General features: G+C 72.5%; 22 protein-coding genes and 1 tRNA gene. 19 read left to right on the top strand and 4 right to left on the bottom strand.

Features of this window, described 5'->3' with window-relative positions; genetic code table 11:
• On the top strand, positions 1 to 840 hold the full coding sequence (locus tag EDF24_RS10825; RefSeq protein WP_123702837.1) for a hypothetical protein: 840 nt from the start codon (positions 1 to 3) through the stop codon (positions 838 to 840).
• A 107-nt stretch (positions 841 to 947) separates the two neighbouring features.
• Here the strand turns inward: EDF24_RS10825 and EDF24_RS10820 are convergent, their stop codons facing one another.
• A complete protein-coding gene (locus EDF24_RS10820) occupies positions 948 to 1,220 on the bottom strand; it encodes a DUF4031 domain-containing protein (RefSeq protein ID WP_123702835.1) in 273 nt (90 codons plus the stop codon).
• A 190-nt stretch (positions 1,221 to 1,410) separates the two neighbouring features.
• On the opposite strand from EDF24_RS10820, the gene rplU reads away from it, so the two are divergent.
• The 15 genes from rplU (at position 1,411) to EDF24_RS10745 (ending at position 17,375) form a co-directional block, all read left to right on the top strand.
• Positions 1,411 to 1,719 carry a 50S ribosomal protein L21 gene (rplU, locus tag EDF24_RS10815; RefSeq protein ID WP_123653950.1) on the top strand — a complete coding sequence of 103 codons (309 nt, stop codon included), beginning with the start codon at positions 1,411 to 1,413 and terminating at the stop codon, positions 1,717 to 1,719.
• Between the two features lie 14 nt (positions 1,720 to 1,733).
• A complete protein-coding gene (gene rpmA, locus EDF24_RS10810) occupies positions 1,734 to 1,985 on the top strand; it encodes a 50S ribosomal protein L27 (protein ID WP_071298800.1) in 252 nt (83 codons plus the stop codon).
• Positions 1,986 to 2,071: 86 nt separating this feature from the next.
• The gene (obgE, locus tag EDF24_RS10805) at positions 2,072 to 3,631 is read left to right on the top strand and encodes a GTPase ObgE (RefSeq protein ID WP_123653949.1); all 1,560 of its coding nucleotides are present in this window, start codon (positions 2,072 to 2,074) and stop codon (positions 3,629 to 3,631) included.
• 7 nt (positions 3,632 to 3,638) lie between these two features.
• Positions 3,639 to 4,457 (top strand): glutamate 5-kinase, encoded by an 819-nt coding sequence (proB, locus tag EDF24_RS10800; RefSeq protein ID WP_123653948.1) that lies wholly within the window; start codon positions 3,639 to 3,641, stop codon positions 4,455 to 4,457.
• Positions 4,458 to 4,506: 49 nt separating this feature from the next.
• Positions 4,507 to 5,772: a glutamate-5-semialdehyde dehydrogenase gene (locus tag EDF24_RS10795; protein WP_123702833.1), complete on the top strand. Its 1,266-nt coding sequence runs from the start codon at positions 4,507 to 4,509 to the stop codon at positions 5,770 to 5,772.
• 41 nt (positions 5,773 to 5,813) lie between these two features.
• The gene (locus EDF24_RS10790) at positions 5,814 to 6,014 is read left to right on the top strand and encodes a hypothetical protein (protein WP_123653946.1); all 201 of its coding nucleotides are present in this window, start codon (positions 5,814 to 5,816) and stop codon (positions 6,012 to 6,014) included.
• An 11-nt stretch (positions 6,015 to 6,025) separates the two neighbouring features.
• A complete protein-coding gene (nadD, locus tag EDF24_RS10785; RefSeq protein WP_123653945.1) occupies positions 6,026 to 6,625 on the top strand; it encodes a nicotinate-nucleotide adenylyltransferase in 600 nt (199 codons plus the stop codon).
• Entirely contained in the window at positions 6,622 to 8,187 is a 1,566-nt protein-coding gene (locus EDF24_RS10780) for a hypothetical protein (protein ID WP_123702831.1), read from the top strand. Before nadD ends, EDF24_RS10780 begins: the two co-directional genes overlap by 4 nt.
• 116 nt (positions 8,188 to 8,303) lie before the next feature.
• The gene (gene rsfS, locus EDF24_RS10775) at positions 8,304 to 8,693 is read left to right on the top strand and encodes a ribosome silencing factor (protein WP_123703464.1); all 390 of its coding nucleotides are present in this window, start codon (positions 8,304 to 8,306) and stop codon (positions 8,691 to 8,693) included.
• A 108-nt stretch (positions 8,694 to 8,801) separates the two neighbouring features.
• Positions 8,802 to 8,877 (top strand) — tRNA-Ala (locus tag EDF24_RS10770).
• An 80-nt stretch (positions 8,878 to 8,957) separates the two neighbouring features.
• Positions 8,958 to 9,878: an aldose 1-epimerase family protein gene (locus EDF24_RS10765; RefSeq protein WP_185021639.1), complete on the top strand. Its 921-nt coding sequence runs from the start codon at positions 8,958 to 8,960 to the stop codon at positions 9,876 to 9,878.
• Entirely contained in the window at positions 9,857 to 11,398 is a 1,542-nt protein-coding gene (locus EDF24_RS10760; RefSeq protein ID WP_123702827.1) for an anthranilate synthase component I family protein, read from the top strand. Before EDF24_RS10765 ends, EDF24_RS10760 begins: the two co-directional genes overlap by 22 nt.
• A 70-nt stretch (positions 11,399 to 11,468) precedes the next feature.
• Positions 11,469 to 12,290: a hypothetical protein gene (locus EDF24_RS10755; protein WP_260233418.1), complete on the top strand. Its 822-nt coding sequence runs from the start codon at positions 11,469 to 11,471 to the stop codon at positions 12,288 to 12,290.
• Positions 12,287 to 13,906, top strand: coding sequence for a DNA polymerase Y family protein (locus EDF24_RS10750; protein ID WP_123702825.1), 1,620 nt, complete (start codon positions 12,287 to 12,289; stop codon positions 13,904 to 13,906). The genes EDF24_RS10755 and EDF24_RS10750 overlap by 4 nt, the downstream gene beginning before the upstream one ends.
• 13 nt (positions 13,907 to 13,919) lie before the next feature.
• The gene (locus tag EDF24_RS10745; protein WP_123702823.1) at positions 13,920 to 17,375 is read left to right on the top strand and encodes an error-prone DNA polymerase; all 3,456 of its coding nucleotides are present in this window, start codon (positions 13,920 to 13,922) and stop codon (positions 17,373 to 17,375) included.
• A 25-nt stretch (positions 17,376 to 17,400) separates the two neighbouring features.
• Here the strand turns inward: EDF24_RS10745 and EDF24_RS10740 are convergent, their stop codons facing one another.
• Positions 17,401 to 18,870: a HAMP domain-containing sensor histidine kinase gene (locus tag EDF24_RS10740; protein WP_123702820.1), complete on the bottom strand. Its 1,470-nt coding sequence runs from the start codon at positions 18,868 to 18,870 to the stop codon at positions 17,401 to 17,403.
• Positions 18,871 to 18,890: 20 nt separating this feature from the next.
• Positions 18,891 to 19,568, bottom strand: a complete 678-nt coding sequence (locus tag EDF24_RS10735; RefSeq protein ID WP_123653937.1) for a response regulator transcription factor — start codon at positions 19,566 to 19,568, stop codon at positions 18,891 to 18,893.
• Positions 19,569 to 19,795: 227 nt separating this feature from the next.
• On the opposite strand from EDF24_RS10735, the gene EDF24_RS10730 reads away from it, so the two are divergent.
• Positions 19,796 to 20,119: a hypothetical protein gene (locus EDF24_RS10730; RefSeq protein ID WP_123653936.1), complete on the top strand. Its 324-nt coding sequence runs from the start codon at positions 19,796 to 19,798 to the stop codon at positions 20,117 to 20,119.
• A 269-nt stretch (positions 20,120 to 20,388) separates the two neighbouring features.
• On the opposite strand, the gene EDF24_RS10725 is transcribed toward EDF24_RS10730, so the two are convergent.
• Entirely contained in the window at positions 20,389 to 21,498 is a 1,110-nt protein-coding gene (locus tag EDF24_RS10725; RefSeq protein ID WP_123702818.1) for an aromatic acid exporter family protein, read from the bottom strand.
• A gap of 80 nt (positions 21,499 to 21,578) precedes the next feature.
• Here EDF24_RS10725 and EDF24_RS10720 point away from each other — a divergent pair, with 80 nt between their 5' ends.
• Together EDF24_RS10720 and EDF24_RS10715 are read left to right on the top strand one after the other, a co-directional pair.
• The gene (locus EDF24_RS10720) at positions 21,579 to 22,823 is read left to right on the top strand and encodes an aminoglycoside phosphotransferase family protein (RefSeq protein ID WP_123702816.1); all 1,245 of its coding nucleotides are present in this window, start codon (positions 21,579 to 21,581) and stop codon (positions 22,821 to 22,823) included.
• A gap of 514 nt (positions 22,824 to 23,337) precedes the next feature.
• Positions 23,338 to 25,464: a DEAD/DEAH box helicase gene (locus EDF24_RS10715; protein ID WP_123702814.1), complete on the top strand. Its 2,127-nt coding sequence runs from the start codon at positions 23,338 to 23,340 to the stop codon at positions 25,462 to 25,464.
• Positions 25,465 to 25,566: the final 102 nt, after the last annotated feature.

The raw sequence follows: 25,566 nt of genomic DNA, 5'->3' as shown, positions 1-25,566 counted from the left end.
GTGAGCGGTCCGGAGCAGCGTCCGGGGGACGACCGGGGGTACTACGGCGCCGGGTGGCAGCAGCAGCCGCAGCAGCCGCCCGCACAGCAGCCGCAGGGTGGTGGGTACGGCACCGGGCCGTACGCACCCCCGCGGCCGCCCCGCACGCCGCGTGCGCCGGGGAGCCCGACCACGGTGTTCGCGCCGGGAGCCTCGGCATCCGCCGCTGCCGGTGCGGCGATCGCCGTCGTCGCGGTCCTGGCGGTCCAGGCCGCCTCCGGGCTCGTCGGGATGATCGGGACGAGCCTGTACATCGGGCCGTTCGGGTCCTACGGCGGCCAGAGCGTGGTGCTCGGCTTCGCGACCGCGGTGTTCCTCAGCCCCTTCCCGTTCTACGCGGGGGCCTTCCTCGGGCTGGCCTTCCTGACGCCGATCACCCGACGCAGCCCGCTGCCCGTCGTGCTGCTCCGCGCCGTGCTCGGCGGTGCCGCGGGGACCGTCGCGCTGGCGCTCGTGGGGGTCTTCACGGGGGCGTACGGGGCGATCGGGTCCGGGCCGAAGCGGCTCGTCATCGACGTCCTCACCTCCCCGGTGCAGCGCGGCATCCCGCTGACCGTGATGCTCCTCGCGACGGCCACCGTGGCGTGGCTGTGGCTCGGCCGCCCTCGTGGTGGTCGTCCCGGTGCCGGCGCTCCCGGCACCCCGGGCACGGTCCGCCCGGCGGACGCGGTGCCTGCGACGAGCTTCGCGCCCCCGCAGCAGCAGCAGGCGCAGCAGCAGACGCAGCAGCAGCAGGCACCCCAGGCGCCGCAGCAGTCCGCGCCGCCCGCGAACCCGTGGGGACCGCCGGCCGCGCGCTGAGCGCACCGCGGGGGCCGGAGCGCGGCGGTCGACCCGCCGTCTCCCGGCCCGCACCCGCGAGCCGGGGCCGAGCCGCGCCTCCAGGCCGGTCGTCAGTACGCGCGCCGTCAGTGCGCGCGCTTGTCGCGCTGCGCGACCCGCAGCCCACTGGCGATGAGCCGCAGGACCAGCTCGCGCCCGGTGACCGGCGTGGCCCCCAGCGACACGAGTTCCTCGTAGCGCGCGAGGGGCACGTCGTAGTGGTCGTGGTCGAACGCACGGCGTGGCACACCGGCACGTGCCGCGAAGTCGTGGAGTTCCGCGTACGATAGGTCACTGACGAGGTGCGACCACACGGTTTCGTGTGCGGGCCACGTCGGCGGGTCGATCAACACGGTCACTCAGACATGCTACGTGCGTGTCGCCGTTTGACCGGACCCATGCCCATCGAGTATTCTCGATCCCTGGTGTCACTGTGCGGTCTGGTCAATCGGCCCTGCTGCCTGTGTCGCCGATCACCGGTTCCCACCGGCCAGATCGCGCCTGGGCACCCGAGACTTCCCTCAAGCAGAGTTACGTAAGGATTTCCACGTGGTTTACGCAGTAGTGCGCGCCGGCGGCCGTCAGGAGAAGGTCGAGGTCGGCACGATCATCACCATCGATCGCGCCAAGGCCGATGACAAGGGCAACATCGAGCTCGCGCCCGTGCTCCTCGTGGACGGTGACAACATCACCTCCGCCGCGACCGACCTGGCCAAGGTGACCGTCACCGCCGAGGTGCTCGAGGACCTCCGCGGCAAGAAGGTCATCATCCAGAAGTTCAAGAACAAGACCGGTTACAAGAAGCGCCAGGGCTTCCGCGCGGAACTCACGCGCGTCAAGGTCACGAAGATCGCGTAAGGCGGGAGTAGACAATGGCACACAAGAAGGGTGCGAGTTCCACTCGCAACGGTCGCGACTCGAACGCACAGCGCCTCGGCGTGAAGCGGTTCGGTGGCGAAGTCGTCAACGCCGGTGAGATCATCGTCCGCCAGCGCGGCACGCACTTCCACCCGGGCGCGAACGTCGGTCGCGGTGGCGACGACACGCTGTTCGCCCTCGCAGCCGGCTCGGTCGAGTTCGGCACCAAGGGTGGCCGCAAGGTCATCAACATCGTCAACGCGTAAGCACCACTGACGACGCAGTACTTCAGGAGGAGGGGCAGGCCGAGTGCCTGCCCCTCCTTCCCATTTCTACGAAAGAGTGACACCCGATGGCGACGTTCGTCGACGACGTGATCCTGCACCTCAGCGCGGGGAACGGCGGCAACGGCTGCGTGTCCGTTCGTCGCGAGAAGTTCAAGCCGCTTGCCGGCCCGGACGGCGGCAACGGCGGTGACGGTGGGGACATCGTCCTCGTCGCCGACCCCCAGGTCACGACCCTGCTCGGCTACCACCGGTCGCCGCACCGCTCCAGCAAGAACGGTCAGCCCGGCATGGGCGACATGCGCAGCGGGGTCTCCGGTGAGGTCCTCGAGCTGCCCGTGCCCGTCGGCACCGTGGTGTACGAGGACAACGGCGACCTGCTCGCCGACATGACCGAGCCCGGCATGCGCGTCGTCGTGGCCCAGGGCGGTCAGGGTGGTCTCGGCAACGCCGCACTCGCGACCACGAAGCGCAAGGCCCCCGGGTTCGCGCTCCTCGGCACCGAAGGCGAAGGCGGCGACGTCCGGCTCGAGCTGAAGACCATCGCCGACGTCGCACTCGTCGGGTACCCGAGCGCCGGCAAGTCCTCGCTCATCGCCGCGATCTCCGCCGCGAAGCCGAAGATCGCGGACTACCCGTTCACGACCCTCACCCCGAACCTCGGCGTCGTCGAGTCCGGTGAGGTGCGCTTCACCGTCGCCGACGTCCCCGGGCTGATCGAGGGCGCATCGGAGGGCAAGGGCCTCGGCCTCGAGTTCCTCCGCCACGTCGAGCGCTGCGAGGTGCTCCTGCACGTCATCGACTGCGCCACGCTCGACCCGGGCCGCGACCCGATCAGCGACCTCGACGTGCTGCTCCGCGAGCTCGAGCGGTACCCGGTGCCGGAGGGGCAGGTGCCGCTCCTCGAGCGCCCCCAGCTCATCGCGCTCAACAAGATCGACGTCCCGGACGCCGCGGAACTCGCCGCGTTCGTCACCCCCGAGCTCGAAGCCCGCGGCTACCGCGTCTTCGCGATCTCGACCGCGTCCCACCAGGGCCTCCGCGAGCTCTCGTTCGCGCTGGGTGGCATCGTCGAGCAGGCCCGCGCGGCGAAGGCGTCCGAGCCCGCAGCCGAGCGCATCATCATCCGTCCGAAGGCCGTCGATGCCAAGGGCGGGTTCACGGTCAAGGCCGAGGGTGGCGAGGAGCACCGCTTCTACCGCGTCCGCGGGTCGAAGCCGGAGCGCTGGGTGCAGCAGACCGACTTCGAGAACGAAGAGGCGATCGGCTACCTCGCCGACCGGCTCGCCAAGCTCGGCGTCGAGGACGGCCTGTTCAAGGCCGGCGCCGTCGCGGGGTCGACCGTCGTCATCGGCGGCGACGGCGGCATGATCTTCGACTGGGAGCCGACGCTCACGTCCACCGCGGAGCTCATCACGAGCGCCCGCGGAACGGATGCCCGTGTCGACATGAACATGCGCCCGACCCGCAACCAGCGTCGCGAAGAGTACTTCGAGCGCATGGACGCCAAGGCCGCAGCACGTGCCGAGCTCGAGCAGGAGCGCGTCTCCGGGCTCTGGGCGGACGACGGAGACAGCGCGGCCAGCGGCAGCGCGGCCGGCGACGACGGCAGCGACAGCAGGGACTGATCCGGGCATGACCGACACGACGAACCGCACCGCGCTCGGCACCGTCCGGGAGCGCTCGGACATCCCGCGCGCCCGCCGGATCGTCGTGAAGGTCGGTTCCTCGTCGGTCAGCGGTGAGAACACCGGGCAGATCGGTGCCCTCGTCGACGCCCTGGCCGCAGCGTACGGGCGGGGGACCGAGGTCGTGCTCGTCTCCTCGGGGGCGATCGCGACCGGGTTCCCGTTCCTCGGGCTCGAGGGCCGACCCGACGACCTCGCCACCCAGCAGGCGGCGGCGGCCACCGGGCAGAACGTCCTGATGTTCCGGTACCAGCAGCAGCTCGACCGGCACGACGTCGTCGCGGCGCAGATCCTGCTGACCGCGGGGGACCTGCAGAACCCCACGCACCGGGTGAACGCGCAGCGTGCGATCGACCGGCTGCTCGCGCTCCGGGTGCTCCCGATCGTCAACGAGAACGACACGGTCGCCACGCACGAGATCCGCTTCGGCGACAACGACCGGCTCGCGGCCCTGGTGGCGCGGCTGCTCGGCGCCGACGCGCTCGTGCTGCTCTCCGACGTCGAAGCCCTGTACACGCGGCCGCCGGAGCTGCCGGGGGCCACCCGCATCGACGAGGTCCCGTTCGGCGACGAGCTCGCCGGGGTCACGTTCGGATCGGTGGGCAAGTCCGGGGTCGGCACCGGGGGAGCCGGCACGAAGGTCGCCGCGGCCCGGCTCGCCGCGGAGGCGGGCACGTCGGTCCTCGTGACGGCGACCGCGCTCGTGGAGCAGGCACTGGCGGGCGAGCCCGTCGGCACCTGGTTCCACGCGGCCCCACGTCCCTGACGGGCGTCGCGCACCGTCACGGTGCTGGTGGCCGACCTACAATCGAGCCATGTCGCTGACCGCACCCGCACCGACCCTCACGGACAAGCTCGTCGCGTCACGCGCTGCGGCCGCCGCACTCGCGACGGCGACCACCGCGGTCAAGGACAGCGCGCTCCGAGCCATCGCCCGAGCGGTCCGGGCCGCGACCGACGAGATCGTCGCCGCGAACCACGGTGACCTCGTCGCCGGTGAGGACAGCGGGCTCTCCGGTGGCCTGCTCGACCGGCTGCGGCTCGACCCCGCCCGGATCGAAGCGCTCGCGGTCGCGGTGGAGCACGTGGTCGGTCTCACCGACCCGGTCGGGCAGTCGGTCCGCGGGTCCGTCCTGCCGAACGGCCTGCAGCTCTCCCAGGTCCGGGTCCCGTTCGGGGTCGTCGGTGCGATCTACGAAGCGCGTCCGAACGTCACGGTGGACATCGCCAGCCTCGCCCTGAAGAGCGGCAACGCGGTCGTGCTCCGCGGCGGGTCCGCTGCCGAGCGCACGAACGCGGTGCTCGTCGCCCGGCTGCAGGACGCCGTCGAGTCCGTCGGGCTCCCGCGGGCGGTCGTGCAGACGATCGACGAGTTCGGGCGGCAGGGCGCGACCGAACTGATGCGTGCCCGCGGGCTGGTCGACGTGCTCATCCCGCGGGGCAGCGCGTCGCTCATCCAGACGGTGGTCACCGAGTCGCAGGTCCCCGTGATCGAGACCGGCGCCGGCGTCGTGCACGTCTTCCTCGACGAGTCCGCGCCGCTCGACCGCTCCGTCGACATCGTGCTGAACAGCAAGGTGCAGCGCCCGAGCGTGTGCAACGCCCTCGAGACGCTGCTGGTGCACCGGTCCGCCGCGGAACGGCTCCTCCCGACGCTCGCCGCCCGGCTCCGTGCCGCGGGCGTGACGCTCCGCGGGGACGACGAGACCCGGGCGATCGTGCCGGGCGTGCTCCGGGCCACGGACGTCGACTGGGCCACGGAGTCGATGGACCTCGACCTGTCGATCCGCGTCGTGCCGGACGTCGACGCCGCGATGGCGCACATCGCGCAGTGGTCCACGCACCACACCGAGTCCATCGTCACGAACGACGTCGACACGGCGGAGCGGTTCCTCGCCGCGGTCGACTCGGCGGTCGTGATGGTGAACGCGTCGACGCGTTTCACCGACGGCGGCGAGTTCGGCTTCGGCGCCGAGGTCGGCATCTCCACGCAGAAGTTGCACGCCAGGGGGCCGATGGGGCTGCCCGAACTGACCAGCACGAAGTGGGTCGTGCGCGGACAGGGCCAGATCCGCGGCTAGACTGGTCCGCAGCCTTCCTCGACCGATCGGAGCATCGCACCATGACCCTCCTCGCTGAAGCCGCCGAGCACGCCTCGTCGGTCCCCGCGTTCATCTTCCCGGTCGTGGCTGCCGCGTTCTTCGCGTTCCTCGGGTTCGTCACGTGGTCCTTCCGTGACGTCGCGTACCGCCACTCGAACAAGTTCGAAGCCACCCGCACCCACGAGACCGGTGTGGACGAGTTCGGCCACACCAAGATCTGACGCACTGCTCGATGCTCGAGAGCTCGGGGCGACCGCGCATCGGTGTGATGGGCGGGACGTTCGACCCCATCCACCACGGTCACCTCGTGGCCGCGTCCGAAGTCGCGAAGTCGTTCGACCTCGACGAAGTGGTCTTCGTCCCCACCGGACAGCCGTACATGAAGTCCGGTGTGACCGACGCGGAGCACCGCTACCTGATGACGGTCATCGCGACCGCATCGAACCCGATGTTCACCGTCAGCCGCGTGGACATCGACCGTCCCGGCCCGACCTACACGGTGGACACGCTCCGGGACCTGCACGATCAGCGCCCCGACGCACAGCTCGTCTTCATCTCCGGCGCAGACGCTGTCCAGCAGATTGTCGACTGGAAAGACCATGATGGCCTCTGGGACCTCGCGCACTTCGTCGCCGTGACCCGCCCAGGGCACAACTTGAGCATCACCGGATTGCCCGAGCGCGACGTAAGCTTGCTCGAAGTCCCCGCGCTGGCCATATCGTCGACCGACTGCCGCGACCGGGTGAAACGCGGGAATCCCGTGTGGTACTTGGTCCCCGACGGTGTCGTCCAGTACATCACCAAGCACCATCTGTATCGGAGCGTTGCATGAGTCCGTCCGACGCGCAGCCGCCACTGTCGCGGCGTCAGGCGCGCGAGCGCGAGCGCGCCGCCTCGGGCGGCGCGCAGCCCGTGACCCCGCCGCCGACCGTCCCCTCCACCACCCCGGAGCCCGGCGCTCGTCGCCGACCCGGTTCGCACGTCGCGCCGGCTGCACCCGCGCCGGCGCAGTCCGCTGCGCCGATCGCATCCGCGCCCGGGTCCGTGCCGGTGCAGTTCCCCGCCGGTGGTGTGCCCGAGCAGCCGCCGGCATCCGCGACCGAGATCGTCCCGGGCACCGGTGGACTCACCCGTCGCCAGATCCGGCAGATGCGCGAGGCCGAGGGGCAGGGTGTCCGACCGGTCCCGCTCCAGAACCCCACGCCGCAGTCCTCGGACCGCACCGTGCAGGACGTCCTCGGGACCGTCGCGTCGCTGGAGGACGACGACGAGCAGACCACCCCGCCGACCGCCCCGTCCGGGTTCGCCGGTCCGAGCACGCCCGCGCCTGCGCCTGCTGCCGGGCCCGCTGCCGCATCGGTCGGGTCGCCCGCATCCGGTGCGCCGGTGTCCGCTCCCGAGCCGCACGCCGCGCCGTCGGACTGGCAGGAACCCACCCCCGAGACCACACGGCTCGACGAGGCCGCGGTCGAACAGGCGACCTCCGCCGACGGGTCACCGGATGCGCTCGAGCCGCTCGAGGAAGCAGCCGCGCACGCCGAGGAACCGCGCCGGCACCGTTCGACGTGGGCGCCCCAGTCCGCAGACGACCAGTCCGCCGTCGAGCAGCCGACCCCCGTTGCAGAACCTGCGACGAACGATGCCGCACCGGCCGATGCCGCACCGGCCGACGCAGCGCCTGCCGACGAAGCGCCGGTCGACGCAGCGCCTGCTGACGTTGCGCCGATCGCCACGGTCCCGCCGGCTCCGACCGCCGCTGCCGCAGCCACCCCCGGGGTGTTCCCGCTCTCGCTCGACGCCGAGGACGACGACACCAACGAGGTCCCCGTCCAGAGCGCCCCGCAGCCGGCGGACGACGCTCCCGGTGTCGCGTTCCGCCGCACGCCCGAGCCGAAGCCGCTGACGACCGCCTTCGAACCGCCGGTGGGGCACTGGTCCACGCAGGCGCACGACTCGCACGACACCGAGGTCCACGACGAGGAGACCGGCACGCGCCGGATCGCCGAGACCCGGACGAACGCGATCATCCTGCCGAACTCCGCCCTGGCCGACCCCACGGGCGCGCTGAACGCCACCGGCGAGGTCATCCTCACCGGATCGATCGACCTGCCCGCCTCGCTGTCCTCGACCGGGTCGCACCGGCCGATCGACGGCGCCGAGGTCGACCGCCTCCTCGAGCAGCACGACGAGCAGCCCGAGACCGACGCCAGCCCCGTGCGTGCCAGTCGTGCCGTGTCGAGCCACACCTCGACCCGGCAGGTGGTGCTCGCCGCCGCGAAGCCGAAGGAATCGCGTGTACCCGTCGTGCTCGCCGTGACCGTCGGCAGCGTCTGCGTCGCCGCGGCCGCCGTGATCGTCGTCGCCCTGGTGTCGACGAACTTCTTCGGCGGCTGACCCCGCTCTCCCGAGGGGCCGACTCCCCGTCGCGCCCCGCCCTCGCCGCCGTCGGTGGCGTGGCTTATGATCGTGTCCGATCCGGCACCGTGCTGGATGACAACCGGAAGGACTCCGTGACCGCCTCCACACGCGCACTGGAACTCGTGCAGGTCGCCGCTGGTGCGGCCGACGCCAAGCAGGCCGAAGACCTCGTCGCCCTCGACGTGACCGGCCCCCTGCAGCTCACCGACGTGTTCCTGCTCGCCACGGGGCGCAACGAGCGCAACGTGATGGCCATCGCCGACGAGGTCGAGGACCGCATGCTCCAGGCGGGCGCGAAGACCCTCCGTCGTGAAGGTCGGAGCGAAGGCCGCTGGGTCCTCATCGACTTCGGTGACGTCGTCGTGCACGTCTTCCACGAAGAAGACCGCCAGTACTACTCGCTCGAGCGCCTCTGGTCGGACTGCCCGACCATCCCGCTCGACGTCGCTGCTGCGGCGGCCGCAGCCGAGCACTCGGCGTAAGCCCCGACGCGCCCGGGGTGCGGGTTCGATTTCGTTCCCCGGGTCGGCGATGGTGTACGCTTCTATGGTGCCTCCGGGAAGCCGGAGTCGCGAAAGCAGCAACGACCTGGGTCTGTGGCGCAGCTGGTAGCGCACCTGCATGGCATGCAGGGGGTCAGGGGTTCGAGTCCCCTCAGATCCACCAACGAAGCCCCGCTCTTCTCCGGAAGGGCGGGGCTTTTCCGTGTCCGCCGATCGATTCGAGCGGTTCGCTACGCTGAGCGCATGAGCAACGACGCCCCGCTGTCCGGAACGCAACTGACCATCGCCGCGGCCGGCTACACGGCCGAGATCGCGACCGTCGGGGCCACGCTCCGGAGCCTGCAGCACCAGGACCGTGACCTCGTCGTGCCGTTCGCCGCCGACGAGGTCCGCCCGGTGTTCCGCGGCGCCGTCCTCGCCCCGTGGCCGAACCGCGTCGTCGACGGTCGCTACACGTTCGACGGCCAGGACCACGAGCTCGCGCTCACCGAACCGAAGCGCTCCCACGCCCTGCACGGGCTCGTCGGCTGGACCGACTTCGACGTCGAGTCCGTCGCGCCGGACCGTGTCGTCCTGACGACGACGATCGCGGCGCAGGAGGGATACCCGTTCCGTGTGGTCGTGCGCGTGGAGTACCGCGTCGACGAGCAGGGGCTGCACACGACGGTCACCGGCACGAACACCGGGGACCGGCCGGCTCCGTGGGGGACCGGCCCGCACCCGTACCTCTCCGCCGGCGCCGGGACCGTGGACGACTGGACGCTGACCCTGCCTGCGGCCGAGGTGCTCGAGGTCACCGAGGACCGGCTGGTCCCCACGGCGCTCGTGCCCGTGCACGACGAGTTCGACCTCCGCACGCCGACGCTGATCGGTGCGCGGTTCATCGACCATGCGTTCACCGGCTTCGACCGCGCGGACGGCACCGCGGCGATCACCCTCACCGCGGCCGACGGTCACGGTGTCCGGATGGTCTTCGGCGACGAATGCGCCTGGGCGCAGGTCCACACCGCCGACCACGTCGTGCCGGAGTACCACCGCGCCGGGCTCGCGGTCGAGCCGATGACGTGCGCCCCAGACGCCTTCAACGCGGGTGCCGAGCGTGGACTCGTCGTGCTCGACCCGGGTGCCTCGTTCCCCGCATCGTGGACGATCCAGGCGGTCTGACCCCGCGGATCGAGTCCCGCCGGCTGGACGGGATCGACCTGCGCCGGCTCGCACGAGCGCAACGGGACGAGTTCGTCTGGCTCGACTCGGCCGTGCCGCACGGTGCTCCGTCGGCTGCGCACGCGCGGGCCCGGTGGTCGATCCTCACACCGTGCGACGGCCCGTTCGCGGCCCGGTTCCGGCACGAGGACCGGCGAGCCGTCCTGGACGTGTCCATGCCCGCACGGGCATGGTTCGGCGCGAGTCGTGCTGCGGACGAACCGGCCTTCACCGTGCTCGCCGAGCTCCTCGCCGCCACCCCGGCACTGGACGGACCGATCGAGGGGCTCGGGTTCGCACTCGGCTGGGTCGGGTTCCTCGGGTACGAACTCGGTCGGGAGTCCGGCGGCCCCGACCGGACCGCCGACGGCCACGCGGACGCCGACGTGCGGTTCGTCGACCGGGCCGTCGTGGTCCGTGACGACGGGGCGTCGTGGGCGCTGGCGCTCGTGGTGGACACGGAACCGGACGCGTCGTCCGCGAACCGGGCGTGGCTCGACTCGGTGGCCACCCTGGCAGCGGCCACCGACGTCCGCGACGTGTCCCCGAGCCTCCCGTCCGGCGTGGAGGCGACCGGACGCGTCACGCGAGCCGCCCACGAGTCCGCGGTCGACGCGTGCCGTGCGGAGATCCGCGACGGCAACGCGTTCCAGGTCTGCCTCACCACCGCCTTCGCCCTCCCCGGCACCGGACGGGAGGCTCGGGTCGGCCCCGGTGCGGACCCGCAGCTCGACGAGTACCTGCGGATGCGCGCGACGGACCCCGTCCCGTTCGGTGCGTACCTGCGGCTCGGACCGCTCCGCGTGGCGAGCCGGTCGCCGGAGCGGTTCCTGCGGATCGACGCGGACGGGTCCGTCCTCGCCGAACCGATCAAGGGGACCAGGCGACGACTCGCCGACGCTGCGGCTGACGCGGCGGTCCGGGACGAACTCGCGGCGAGCGTCAAGGACCGCGCGGAGAACGTGATGATCGTCGACCTGCTGCGGAACGACCTGCTCCGGACGGCGGTGCCCGGATCGGTGCACGTCGACCGGCTGTGCGACGTGGAGACCTACGCGAGCGTGCACCAGATGGTGTCGACGATCGGTGCGTCGCTGCCGCCGGGGGTCTCCCGTGCCGACGTCGTGCGGGCGGCGTTCCCGCCGGGGTCGATGACGGGAGCGCCGAAGATCAGTGCGATGGCGATCGCGGACCGGCTCGAGGGGGCACCGCGCGGGGTCTACTCGGGGGTGATCGGGTACTTCTCGGCGAGCGGGGCGGTCGATCTGTCGGTGGTGATCCGCACACTGGTGACGGTGGTCGGGCCTGATGCTGATGCTGATGCTGATGCTGGTGCTGGTGCTGGTGCCGTGGTCCGTTCGCGGACGCTCGGGGCCGGTGGGGCAGTGACGTGGTCGTCGGTGCCGGCGGACGAGGCGACCGAGGTCGAGACGAAGACGCGCTCGGTGCTCGGCAGTCTGGGGGCCGTCGCCCGCTGGTGACCTGTGGATCGAACGGGTGTTCGACCCGGTTGTCCACGCGATGTCGGTGCCGATTGACATCATCGAACACATGTTCGAATATGAGGGGATGCAGACGGCGACGGCACTCCGGTCGTCCGGCCCGGATCGGGTCGGGCGGACACCCGGTGCGCGCGCTGCCGGTACCGACCACATCGGTGACGCCCGTGCTGCGCTCGACCGGATCACGTCGCTGCGCTCCCGGGTCGCCGACATGGAGTCGACCCGGGTGGACACCGCCGGGCTCCCCACGGCGCCCGCGCTGGAACCCCTGCTGCCCGGTGGCGCGATCCGCGTCGGGGGCACCTACGCCGTCCCGGAGTCCGTGCTGCTCGCGATGACCATGCTGCAGGCGGCCTCGGCGGCGGGGGCGTGGTGCGCGGTGGTCGGGGTGCCGTCCTTCGGGGTGGAAGCCGCGGCGGCGGCCGGCATCGACCTCGAGCGGCTCGTGCTGGTGCCGGACCCGGGCGACCAGTGGCTCGCGGTGACGGCGGCGATGGCCGACGTCGCCCAGATCGTCCTCACCCGGCCCCTCGGCCGGGTCGTCCCCGGCGACGTCGCACGGCTCTCGGCCCGGCTGCGGCAGCGCGGCGGTGCCCTCGTGGCGCTCGGCTCCTGGCCGGGGGCCGACGTCACGCTGCGGGTCACCGCGTCGGAGTGGAGCGGGATCGGGCAGGGACACGGGCACCTGACCGAGCGTCGGGCGACCGTGACGGCGACCGGACGTGCCGGTGCGGTGCGCCCGACGACCGCCGAGCTGCTGCTGCCCGCTGCGGACGGCGCGGTCCGGGCAGCGTCGCCGGTGCCGGTCCAGCTGCCGGGCGACGGCCACGGGTTCCGCAGGGACCTCCGTCCCGTGGCGGTGGCGTCGTGATCGCGTCGGGGCGCGTCCGTGCGGACGCGGTCGCCCGGGGCGGTGCGCTGCCCGAGCCACCGCCCACCCGGACCATCGTGCTCTGGTGCCCGGACTGGCCGGTGATCGCCGCGGCCCGGGCCGCCGGTGCGCCGCCGGAACAGCCGTTCGCCCTGATCGTGAAGGGGCTGGTGTTCGCGTGCTCGGCGTCCGCGCGGCAGGACGGCGTCGCCCGCGGGCTCCGCGTCCGGGAAGCCCAGGCACGCTGCCCGGGACTCGTCGTGCAGCCCTACGACGACGCCCTCGACCACCGGGCGTTCGAGCCGGTCATCCGCGCGGTGGAAGCCGCGGTCCCCGGGGTCGAAGTCGTGCGGCCCGGCACCCTCGCGCTGCGGTCCAGGGGGCCGGCGCGGTACTACGGCGGTGAACGCGCCGCCGCGGCGACCCTCGCAGGGATCGCCGCCGACCACGGCGCCCCGGAAGTGCGGGCCGGGGTGGCGGACACCCCGTTCGCGGCGGAGCAGGCAGCACGTGCCCGGCCGGTGCGCCCGGGGGAGCGGGTGCGCATCGTGCCGGTGTCGGGCTCGGCGGACTTCCTCGCGCGGCTGCCGCTCGGGGTGCTCGGGGACCCCGACCTCGCATCGGTGCTCGACCGCCTCGGCATCGTCACGCTGGGGCAGTTCGCCGCGCTCGGCGACGAACAGGTCCGTGACCGGTTCGGCGTCGCCGGGGCGTTCCTGCACCGGCTGGCGAGCGGACGCGACCCGCGGGAGATCTCCGCGCGCGACGTGCCGCCGGAACTCCGGATCGAAGCCTCCTTCGAGCCGCCACTCGACCGTGCCGACCAGATCGCGTTCGCGTTCCGCCGCTCGGCCGACGACTTCGCCGCACGGCTCCGTGCCGCGGGGCTCGTCGCGACGAGCATCCGGGTGGGGATCGTCGACGAGCGGGACATCCTGCTCGAACGCACCTGGACGCACCCGCGCTGGTTCGACGCCGCCGACGTGGTCGACCGGGTGCGCTGGCAGCTCGCCGGCGGGGTCGACCCGACCGGCCTCGAAGCGCCGGTGACCTCGGTCGTGCTCGAGCCCGTCGCGGTCGACGACATGGCGAACCACGAGCGCGGGCTCTGGGGCTCGGGGCCGGACGAACGCGTGCACCACGGTCTCGCCCGGGTGCAGGGCATGGTCGGCCACGACGGCGTCGTGACCCCGCGCATCGGCGGCGGACGCACGCTGTCCGAGCGGATGGTGCTCGTGCCGTGGGGTGACGCCCCACCCGCCGACCTCGCCGCGGTGCGCGACCGCCCGTGGCCCGGCAAGCTCCCGGGGCCGCCGCCGGCCACGGTGCTCGAACGCCCGCGGCCGGTGGACGTCGTCGCCGGGGACGGCGGCAGCGTGGACGTCGACGACCGCGGGGTGCTCTCCGGGGCGCCGGAGCGGTTCCGCGCCGATGGTGACCGTGGCGGCCGGTTCGCCGCGGTCACGGCGTGGGCGGGCCCGTGGCCCCTCGTCGTGCGGTGGTGGGATGCCGGCGGCCGACGACTGCACCGCCTGCAGCTCGTCGACGCCGACGGGCGGGCCTGGTACCTGGTGCTCGCGGACCACCGGTGGTGGGCGGAAGCCGTGGCGACGTGAACGGAGCAGCCTGATGGGCTACAGCAACCCACCCATCCCGTGGTCCCAGTTCGAGCGTGCCCTCTCCGACAAGCGGAGCCCGGGGACGGCGACGGACGGCGACGGCGGTGACAGTCCGGCGTGGTCGCGGAAGCGTGCGCCGTACCAGCCCGCAGGACTGCCGGACGGTGACACCGGGCCGGTGGTCCCGTACGCCGAGCTGCACGCGCACTCGACCTTCAGCTTCCTCGACGGCGCCAGCCAGCCGGAGCACCTGTTCGAAGAAGCGGCACGGCTGCGGCTGCACTCCCTCGCGCTCACCGACCACGACGGCTTCTACGGTGCCGCCCGGATGGCAGAGGTGGCAGAGGCCTACCCGAGCGTGGGCACGGTCTACGGCACCGAGCTCTCCCTCGGGCTGACGGAGCCACAGAACGGCGTCCCCGACCCCGAGGGCTCGCACCTGCTCCTGCTCGCCGACGGCCAGGACGGCTACCACCGGCTCGCGGGGGCGGTGACGAGCGCGCACCTCGCCGCCGGGTCCGAGAAGGGCCGGCCGCGGTACGACCTCGACGACCTCGCCGCACGGGCGGGCGGACACTGGCGGGTGCTCACGGGGTGTCGGAAGGGTACCGTCCGCCGTGCCCTCGAGCAGGGCGGGGAGTCCGCGGCGGAGACCGCCCTCCGCGCGCTGCTCGACCGCTTCGGCACCGGGAACGTCATCGTCGAGCTGCTCGACCACGGTGATCCGCTCGACAGCGCCCGGAACGACGTCCTCGCGGCCCTCGCGGCGCAGCACACGCTGCCGGTCGTGGCGACGGGGAACGTGCACTACGCCACCCCGGACCGGTTCCCGGTGGCGACGGCGCTGGCCGCGGTCCGGGCCAGGCGGAGCCTCGACGAGATCGACGGCTGGTTGCCGGCGGCGGACACCGCGCACCTGCGCTCCGGCGCCGAGATGGCACGGCGGTTCGCGCGGTACCCGGGGGCGATCGAGCACACCGTCACGCTCGCCGACGAGCTCGGGTTCCAGCTGAAGACCGTCAAGCCCGGGTTGCCCGACCTCGACGTGCCGGACGGGCACACCGCGATGTCGTGGCTGCGCGAACTCACCTGGGACGGTGCGCGACGGCTGTACCCGGGCAGCGCCGACGGCGTCGACCCACACAAGCGGGAGCGCATCGAACGCGAACTGTCGGTGATCCAGGAGAAGAACTTCCCCGGGTACTTCCTCATCGTGCGGGACATGGTGCAGTACGCCCGCGGGCGGGGGATCCTCTGCCAGGGCCGGGGGTCCGCGGCGAACTCGGCGGTCTGCTACCTGCTGGAGATCACCGCGGTGGACTCGATCCGGTACGGGCTGCCGTTCGAGCGGTTCCTCTCCGCGATGCGCGACGAAGAACCCGACATCGACGTCGACTTCGACTCCGACCGGCGGGAAGAAGTGATCCAGTACGTCTACGACAAGTACGGCCGGTACAACGCCGCACAGGTCGCGAACGTCATCACCTACCGGCCGAAGGGCGCCGTGCGGGACATGGCGAAGGCGCTCGGCCACAGCCCCGGGCAGCAGGACGCCTGGTCGAAGCAGGTCGAGCGGTGGGGCTCCGTGACCGAGAGCGAGGACCACGACATCCCGGCGGGTGTCGTCGGGCTCGCCAGCGACGTCCTCGGCTTCCCGCGGCACCTCGGCATCCACTCCGGCGGCATGGTGCTCACCGACCGCCCCGTGGGGGAAGTCGTGCCGATCGAGCACGCCCGGATGGACGGCCGCACCGTGCTGCAGTGGGACAAGGACGACTGCGCCTACATGGGGCTCGTGAAGTTCGACATGCTCGGGCTCGGGATGCTCGCGGCGCTGCAGTACTCCTTCGACCTCGCCGCGGAGCACTGCGGGGAGCGCTGGGAGATGCACTCCATCCCGAAGGAGGAACAGGGCGTCTACGACCAGCTCTGCCGGGCGGACACGATCGGGGTGTTCCAGGTGGAGTCGCGCGCGCAGATGGGCACGCTGCCCCGGCTGCTCCCGCGGCGGTTCTACGACCTCGTGATCGAGGTGGCGCTGGTCCGCCCGGGGCCGATCCAGGGTGGCGCGGTGCACCCGTACATCCGTCGGCGCACCGGCGAAGAGCCGATCACGTACATGCACCCGTCGCTCGAACCCGTGCTCGAACGGACCCTCGGGGTGCCCCTGTTCCAGGAGCAGCTCATGCAGATGGCGATCGCGGTCGGCAACTGCTCCGGCGACGACGCCGACCTGCTCCGGCGGGCGATGGGGTCCAAGCGCGGTCACGAGAAGATCGACCGGCTCCGGGACAAGCTCTACGCGGGGATGGCCGACAACGGCATCCACGGCGAGGACGCGGACGCGATCTACGCGAAGATCCAGGCGTTCGCGAACTTCGGCTTCGCGGAGAGCCACTCGATCAGCTTCGCGCTCATCGTCTACGCCAGCGCGTGGATGCGGTTGCACTACCCGGGGGCGTTCCTCGCGGCGCTGCTCCGGGCGCAGCCGATGGGCTTCTACTCGCCGCAGACGCTCGTCGCCGACGCCCGGCGGCACGGGGTGACGGTGCTCCGGCCGGACATCCTGCGTTCCGGCGTGGACGCGACGCTCGAACCGGCCGGGGCGCCTGCCGGTGCCGATCCCGTCGCGGACGGGCACGCGGACGGGCACGGACACGGGTTCGGGGACGACGCCTGTCTCGCCACCGAGCAGGACCCCGTGCTGCCCTTCGACAAGGCGCTGCCCGACGACACCGCCCGGCACCGTCGCGACGGGGCCTTCGCGGTCCGCCTCGGCCTTGCCGAGGTCGCGTCCCTCGGCCGGAAGAGCGCCGAGCGGATCGTCGCCGAGCGCGACGCGAACGGCCCGTTCGTGGACATGTCCGACCTCGCCCGCCGGGTCGGCCTGACGACGGCGCAGCTCGAGGCACTCGCCGCCGCCGATGCGTTCGCGCCGTTCGGTGTGGACCGCCGCGGCGGCATGTGGTCCGCCGCGCAGGCAGCTGCGGAACGGGCCGACCAGCTCCCGGACACGCAGGTGGTCGTGCAGCCGCCGCTGTTCGGGCAGATGACCAGCGGCGACGTCCTCATCGCGGACATGTGGTCGACGGGCATGACGACGGATGACCACCCGGTGCGCCACGTGCGGGGCCGGCTCGTCGCGAAGCGGGTGTTGAGCGTGGGGGACCTCGCGACGGCGGAGACCGGGCGGCGGATCGAGGTCGGCGGCATCGTGACGCACCGCCAGCGACCGGCGACGGCGTCGGGCATCACGTTCATGAACGTCGAGGACGAGACCGGTCTGGTGAACGTGATCTGCAGTGTCGGGGTGTGGGGGCGCTACCGGCGGGTGGCGCGCGAGTCGCCGGCGGTGATCGTGCGGGGGATCCTCGAGCGGTCGCCGGACGGCGTGGTGAACGTGGTCGCGGACCGCATCGAGCACCTGTCCCTGTCCGTCCGGACCCGCTCCCGGGACTTCCAGTGAGCGCGGCGGGCGGCGCGTGCCAGCGCTACTGCGCCTCGGGGATGCGCACGGTGACCTCGAGGCCACCGGAGCGGACGTTGCGGAGGGACGCCGTGCCTCCCGCGCGTTCCGCGACCGCCCGCACGATCGCGAGCCCGAGGCCGGAGCCACCCGGCACCGGGATCCCGCCGGTCGCCGGGTCGGGGTTCGGTCGCGACTTCCGGGCCTCGTCGGGCCGGGTGAAGCGGTCGAACGCGACGGGCACGAACGACTCCGGCACCCCGGGGCCGTCGTCGGTGACCTGCAGCTCCCCGGCGTTCCCGGCCGTCCGCCACGTCACCAGGATCCCGCCGCCCCGAGGCAGCGCGGCGACGGCGTTGCCGGCGATGTTCGTCACGAGCTGTGCCATGCCACCGGTGTCGAGCCGGTACCGCGGCTCGACGGTCCCGCCGCCGATGCCCGGACCGGAACCGCCGACGGCGACGGGCGGCTCGAGGTCGAAGTCGACGGTGATGTCCTTCGCGCTCGCGATGAGCCGGACGCGGTCGACGGCGGCCATCACCTCGTCACCGAGGTCCGACCACGCGGTGAGCGGCCGCTGGTCGCCGTCTTCGGAGCGCCGTTCGGACTCCTCGATGCGTGACAGCGTGAGCAGGTCGTTCGCCAGGCGGGACAGGCGCGCCACGTTGTTCTTCGCTCGTTCGATGTGGCCGGCGAGGGCTGCGGCGTCGTCGGCGTCGAGCGATGCCAGGTCGAGCTGGGTGGTGAGGATCGCCAGGGGTGTGCGGAGCTCGTGGCTGGCGTCGGAGACCATCTGGCGTTCCCGCTCCGTCGCCTGGCGGGTCCTGGCGAGGAACGCGTTGAGGGTGGTCGCAAGGGACGCCAGCTCGTCCTGGGCCGGTCCGACGGGCAGTTCGGCGCGCTCGGGTGCGACGGAGAGGCGCTCAGCCTCGCGGCGCATCCGGTTCACGGGGCGGAGCGCGGCGGTCGCCAGGACCCACGACGCGATGCCGAACGCGACCAGGATGGCCAGGCCGGTGATCGAGAGGGTCGTGGTGAGGTCGTCGACGACGATCGCCTCGGCCTGCGAGTTGCGGGCGGCCACCACCGTCCAGCGACCGGCACCGTTCACCGGGTGCTCCACGACGACGCGGTACTGGGAGCCGGACACGTCGATGACGCTCGTGCCGGCCGAGGTCGTCGTCAGGCTGCCGAGTGCCCGCTCGACCCGGGTCGGCATCGTGGAGAGCACGATGTCGCCGGCGGGGGAGACCACCGCGACGAGCTGCGCGTTGCCGGGCGGCGACAGGTCCGGGTCGCTGTCGACCTCGAGCGTCGCGACGTACGGGTCGGCATCGGCGTCGAGCAGGGTCCTGGTGGCCGACGCGACGACGCTCACGACCTGGAACCGCATCACCAGGACGAGCAGCACGATGACGACCGCGGCGATCGCCGTCGACCCGATCGTGATCCGCGACCGGAGCGAGAGCAGCCGGAGCGGCCTGAAGAAGCGCATCGGTACGACGGGCCCCGGCGTCAGGAGCCGAGCAGGTCGAGGCGGTAGCCCCGGCCACGCACGGTGGCGATGGCGACGGTCGCGTCGTGCGCCGTCAGCTTCTTGCGGAGGTACGAGATGTACTGCTCCACGACGTTGGGGTCGACGTGCTGCGACCCGTCCCAGACCTCTTCGAGGATCTTGGGACGGTCGACGACGGTGCCGACGGAGCGGGCGAGCAGCCGGAGGAGCGCGAACTCGGTCGGGCTGACGGCGACGCGCTGACCCTGGATCGAGACCCGGCGGGCTTCGGAGTCGATGGAGACGTCCCCGACCTCGATCGTGCGGGGGGCACCGGTGGCCTCGCGCCGGCCGAGTGCACGCAGGCGGGCGGTGAGTTCGGCGAAGGCGAAGGGCTTCGTGAGGTAGTCGTCCGCACCGGCGTCGAGCCCGAAGACCCGGTCGTCGACGGCGTCGCGCGCGGTGACGAGCAGGATGCGAACGGGGTCCTCACGCTCGCGGATCCGCCGGGCGAGCTCGAAGCCGGACATGCCGGGCATCATCACGTCGACGACCGCGAGGTCGAACGCCTGTTCTCCGAGCGCGATGAGCGCCTCGACACCGTTCTCGACCGCGGTGACGCGGTACCCCTCGGCCGCGAGTCCGCGCTCCATGAGCGCGCGCATCTCGTCGTCGTCCTCGACCACCAACAACCGCATAGTGGACCTCCTGCGACCCATCGTGGCATCGAACCACGCCCGGAGGGTGCACCGACGGGCATCCTGACTGAATCTCGTCACAGCGAGCGCGGCTGGCTCGGCACGTCGGACGCGCCCGGGCGCACCGCCCGTGGCCCGTGATCTAGGGACATGAGCACTGCTTGCTTCGTTGATAGGCTCCCGGCCGGACGCTGTACCCGACAGAACGTCCTGTCTCTGGGGGACCCATGAACGACCAGCCGGACCACCCGGCCATCATCCGCCTGCGCGCCGAACTCGACGCCGCGTGGAAGGGCATCGGCGCCCTGGGACAGATGGACCGTGACCGCCGCGACCGGATCGTCGCCGAACTCCGCGCGGCCGTCCCGGACGTCGCCAGCCGCGCCGCGCGCGAGGCCGGACAGGAGGCCGTGGTCGCCGAGATCGCACGGTTCGCGGATGCGGACGTGGTCACCTCGGACCCCGCGGTCCCGACCCGGACGATCTGGGGCGAGATCATCGGCACGGCTGCCGAGGCCGCGGCGGCCGCCCCCGCCTCCGCCTGCGCCTGACCGCGCGCGCCTGCTCTGGCCCGTGCGCGCCTGCGCCCGCGCGCGCCTGCGCCTGCCCGTGGCAGGCGAGTCGAATCGTGCGTCGGCAGTCGAATCGCGCGTAGGGGGCCCGAAGAAAGGACCTCCCACGCGCGGAACCACTTTCCACAGCGTGCGGTGTGGGAAGGATCGCGCAGCGGCGGACGTACGCGCAGGGGCGGGGGAACGCGCAACGGCGGAGGAACACGCACCGAAGGAGCAGCGCGCGCGGGCGGCGGGGGAGCCGCGCGTCAGTCGTCCTCGCCGAGCAGCTCCTCACGGACGCGCCGGATGTCCTCGAGCAGCGCGCCGATCAGGATCCAGTGCCGTGAGTTCGGCCGGATGACCTCGAGCGGCGCGGTGAGCGCGGGCTCGGCGTCGAGACCCGAACCCGAACCCGACCCCGGACCCGCGCCGGCATCCGGCCCGGGGCCGGGACCCGCGTCCAGGACGCCGGGACCACCGTTCGCCGGCGCCTCCACCCGCGCCCCGAGCGCCCGCAGGTCCGCCCCGATACGAGCCACCTCCGTCGCGATCCGCCCCACCATCGGATCAGCCCGGAGGTCCGGCGCGGTGTTGTCCCGGATCGCCCGCGTCATGCCCGTGACCCGCGTCACGAGGACCCGCAGGTGCTCCGCGACGACGACGTCCCGCTCGAGGATCGTCCGGTGCCGCCCGCCGCGGGGGTTCATGGTGAGGGACTCCTGCGCCGAGGTGAGCGCCGCCTCCGCCTTCGCATGCTGCTGCCGCAGGGCCCTGGCGCGGACGAGGGCGTCGTGCCAGCGGTCGTGGTCCCACCCCTCGGTGAGGCCGATCGCGACCCGCTCGAAGGCCACCGCGGTGTCCCGGGCGAGCCGCGCGACGGCGAGGTGCGCGGGCCGGAGCAGCACCGGCGGGACGATCACGGCGTTCACGACGAGCGCCACTGCGGCGCCGAGCACGGTCTCGAGGATCCGGTCCGCCGAGTAGTTCGGGGTGACGACCCCGGCGGTGAGGACGAGCATCCCGCTGATGCCGACCTGCGTCGCGGAGGTCGGGGTGAGGCGGAGCGCCCACGCGATGAGGATCGCGACGACGATGACGAGCAGCACGACCCACACCGAGTCGCCGAGCAGGAAGTGCAGCCCGGTCGCGAGCAGCACCCCGAGGACGACCCCGGCGCTCCGCTCGAGCCCCTTCACGAACGACTGGTTGATGCTCGGCTGCACGACCAGCAGCGCGGCGATCGCCGCGAAGGTCGGGAACGGCCCGTTGATCACCACCTGGCACAGCAGCACGGCCGCCACGACCGCCACCGCGGTCTTCACGACCTGCAGCAACGGCGTGCGGCTCGAACTGCGGAGGCGCGCGACCGGGTTCACGTCGTCAACGCTAGCCACCGGACGCACGCCGAGCCGTGCACGAAGGCGACGAAAGCCCGTGGACACGGTTGACTGGTGTCGTGTGGCCGAATCACGAGCGAGTCATCCCGGAGGCCTTCGTCGGCTCCGGGACCACCGTCGTGGCCGCACGCGCCCACTCGGTGGAACCGTCGGGCAACGGCTACCTCTACGGGTACGAGGTCGACACCGTCGACCGGAACGGCCAGCGCGCCACCGTCCTGACCTACGTGGACACCGGCGGGACCCACGACCAGAACAGCGCGCTCGTCACCGACCCGGCGACGCACGAGCCGGTCTCGGTGTGGGCGTACCCGAACGACCCGGGCCTGCCGGTGCTGCCGCAGGTCACCTACCGTGACGCGGTCGCCGAGCTCCTCACCACCCTCGGCATGCCCGTCACGAACCCGACCCTGACGGTCGCGGCGTACCGGCCGGGCAAGCGCGCGGTCGTCCGTGTGGACGCGCCGGAGGGGACCCTGTTCCTCAAGGTCGTCCGTCCGCACCGGGTCGCGCCGATCGTGAAGACCCACGAGCAGTTCGTCGCCGCCGGGCTCCCGGTGCCGCGCGTGCTGTCGAGCCGTGGGGACGGGCTGCTCGTCCTCGAGCGGATCCGCGGCGTGCCGGCGGGCAGCCGCATCCTCGAGATCGCCGACGACCCGCGGTTCGTCGCCTCGCTCGCGGCGCTCACGGGGCGCATCGCGACGGTCCCGATGACGCGGCAGGCCCGCGCGGACGCGATGGACCACGCGGACTGGCACCGGAAGACGCTCGTCGCCGCGCTCCCGCAGGACGCGCAGCAGATCGACGAGCTCTACGACGCGATCGGCCGCCGGTCGATCGGGTGGGCCGCGGCGACGAAGCAGGTCGTGCACGGGGACCTGCACCTCGAGCAGGTCTTCGTCGACGAGGCCGAGCCGTGGCGCATCTCCGGGCTCCTCGACATCGACACCGCCGGCTGGGGCTACCCCGTCCGGGACATCGGAGCGGTCGTCGCGCACCTGGTGGTGACCGGACTCTGGCACCGGTCCCGCGGCGATGCGGACCGTGGGGCCGCCGCGGAGCGGCTCGCCGACGCGATCGCCCGGGACTGGGCGGCTCGCAACCCGGCTGAGACCGAGCGCCTCGGACCGGCGATCGGCGCCCAGCTGCTGGCGCACGCCGGTGGCCAGGCCACCACCGGCTCCGCGAACGGGATCGCCACCGCGGAACAGCTGCTGGCGGCGACACGTGCCGCGCTCGTGGAACCGGCACCGAGCCTCCCGTCCGACCCAGCGGCCCGTCCGCGGTCCGCACCGCGCGTCTGAGGCGTCCGTTCCAGCCCATGCCACGCGCGCTGGAAAGCGGGATCGCGCGTCGGGGGCCGGAAGGAAGGACCACCAACGCGCGTTTCGGCAACCCATACACGGAGCAACCCACGGACCGGACGGGAGGCTCGACTCGCGCGGGGTGCGCCGACTCGCCTCCGTCGGTGGTCCGGGAGTAAACTGGGCGCGCACGCACCGCGTGCTCGCGCGTCGCGTCGATTCCGGACACGACAGTCGTTCACTTGAAGGACGCGAGCACCGGGTCCGCGACCGCCCTGGGACGACACAGTCCCGAGCATCGCGTGCGTGCGACGGCGCCGGATCCTCCGCGCAGACCACGGCATCGGCCACGGACACCACCCGGGTGTCTCCGATGCGAACGGTCGCACACCACGTCGCGGGGATCGGCGGGCCACGGTGGCCCGCCGCCGGCGAACGGTGCGACGGACGCACCGACGAGACTTCCGCCCGCACGGGCGGCTCGCCCCGGTCGCGGGGTGGAACAGGAGGAGCCTTGGCTCGATCAGGCACGCGGCGTGCAGCCGGTGGGACGCGGACCGCGTCGCGCCGGACCCGGCCGCTCGACAACGACGGTGTCATCCCGGTGCTCGCCCGCGCCGTGCGCGAGGTCGAGGCGGCCGCGCAACGCGGACCGCTGAAGACGACGAACCGCACGAAGTTCCAGGCGGTCGCCCTGCTCATGCGCGAGGAACGCGCCCGGGTGAAGGCCGACACGGAGCTCACCGACGCGCAGCGCGCCGAGCAGATGAAGCGGCTCGACGGTGTGGCGCAGATCCTCGCGAAGACGGCGGCGCGCGACACCAGCGTGATCCAGCTGCTCGCCGAGGAAGCGTCCGTCTCCGAGGCGACGCGCACCGTCAAGCGGGACATGATGATCGCCGGCGGCATGGAGATGCAGCCGCAGGACCTCGTCATCGCAGCCGAGCCCGCACCGGTCGCCGCCACGCAGGAACGCGCGGTCGTCCCGCAGGCCGTCGTGCAGCGGCAGCTCGCGAACCCGTTCCTGCCGCCGGACTTCGCGCTCGCGGACCAGCCCGTCGCACACCCGCGGCGCCTGGCGAACTGGGAGCTCTTCGGCCCGCTGTTCAAGTCGTTCGAGTACGGCGCCGGTGGTGGCGCGGCGACGATGCCGCTGCCCGACCCGTCGACGCTCAGCACGCTGTCCGGCACCAACCTCATGCAGCACCAGGCGGAGCTCGTCGCGGCGGCCGCACAGGGGCACCGGACGTTCCTGCTCGCCGACGAGCCCGGACTCGGCAAGACGGCGCAGTCGCTGCTCGCCGCCGAGGCCGCCGGCGCGTACCCGCTGCTCGTCGTGGTCCCGAACGTCGTCAAGACGAACTGGGCACGGGAAGCCGAGCGCTGGGTGCCGAACCGCCGCGCGACCGTGATCCACGGCGACGGGGACGACCTCGACGGGTTCGCCGACATCGTCATCGTGAACTACGAGATCCTCGACCGGCACTTCGGCTGGCTCGGTGCCTTCGGGTTCAAGGGCATGGTCGTCGACGAGGCGCACTTCATCAAGAACAAGGACTCGCAGCGATCGAAGTTCGTGCTGCAGCTCGCGGAGAAGATCCGCTCGCGGTCCTCGTCGCCGCTCCTGATGGCGCTGACCGGTACCCCGCTGATCAACTCCGTCGAGGACTTCCGCACCATCTGGGAGTACCTCGGCTGGATCGACGACAAGAAGCCCCGTGCGAAGCTCATGAACGAGCTCGAGGACATCGGGCTCACCCCGGCCGACCAGGGCTTCTTCGTCGAGGCCCGGCGCGCCGTGATCGACATGGGCATCGTCCGACGCCGCAAGGTCGACGTCGCGGCGGACATCCCCGCCCGTCGGATCGCCGACATCCCCGTCGAGCTCGACGGCGAAGAGGGCCGCTCGATCCGCGACGCCGAGCGCGAGCTCACCGCGAAGCTGGTCAAGCGCTACCACCAGGCGCTCGACGCCCGCACCGGGCAGGACCCGGTCGAGGGCATCGACCACCGGCTCGTCCGGCAGGTCGCCCGCTGGGAGCTCGAGGACCAGGACGCATCGTCGACCGGCGAGAACGTGTTCTCGATGGTCCGGCGCATCGGCCGCGCCAAGGCCCAGCTCGCGGCGGACTACGCCGCGCAGCTCGCCTCGAACGTCGGCAAGGTCGTGTTCTTCGCGAAGCACCTCGACGTGATGGACCAGGCGGAAGAGGTCTTCGCACGCCGGGGCCTCCGCACCGCGACGGTCCGCGGCGACCAGACGCCCGCACAGCGCACCGCCGAGATCGACTCGTTCGTGAACGACCCGGACGTGGCCGTCATCGTCTGCTCGCTGACCGCGGCGGGCGTCGGCCTCAACCTGCAGGTGGCGTCCAACGTCGTCCTGGCCGAGCTGTCGTGGACGAGCGCCGAGCAGACGCAGGCGATCGACCGCGTGCACCGCATCGGGCAGGAAGAGCCCGTCACCGCGTGGCGGATCATCGCCGCGCAGACGATCGACACGAAGATCGCGGAGCTCATCGACTCCAAGGCCGGGCTGGCAGCGCGTGCGCTCGACGGCTCCGACGAGGAACTCGTCGACTCCGGCGACATCCAGCTCGACGCGATGGCGGCGATGCTGACGGAGGCGCTCGGCGGCTGACCCGGCGGCCGCGCCGGCGCCGGCGTGCTGCGCCGGCGCCCGCGCCGGTGCCCGGTGCCGTTCGCTCCCGCACAACCAAAAGCAGTCCGCACCACGTGATCG

This window comes from Curtobacterium sp. PhB130, from assembly GCF_003755165.1.
Taxonomy (GTDB): Bacteria; Actinomycetota; Actinomycetes; order Actinomycetales; family Microbacteriaceae; genus Curtobacterium.
Note: the sequence above shows the minus strand (reverse complement) of the source record. Positions and strands in the feature narration are given on the sequence as shown.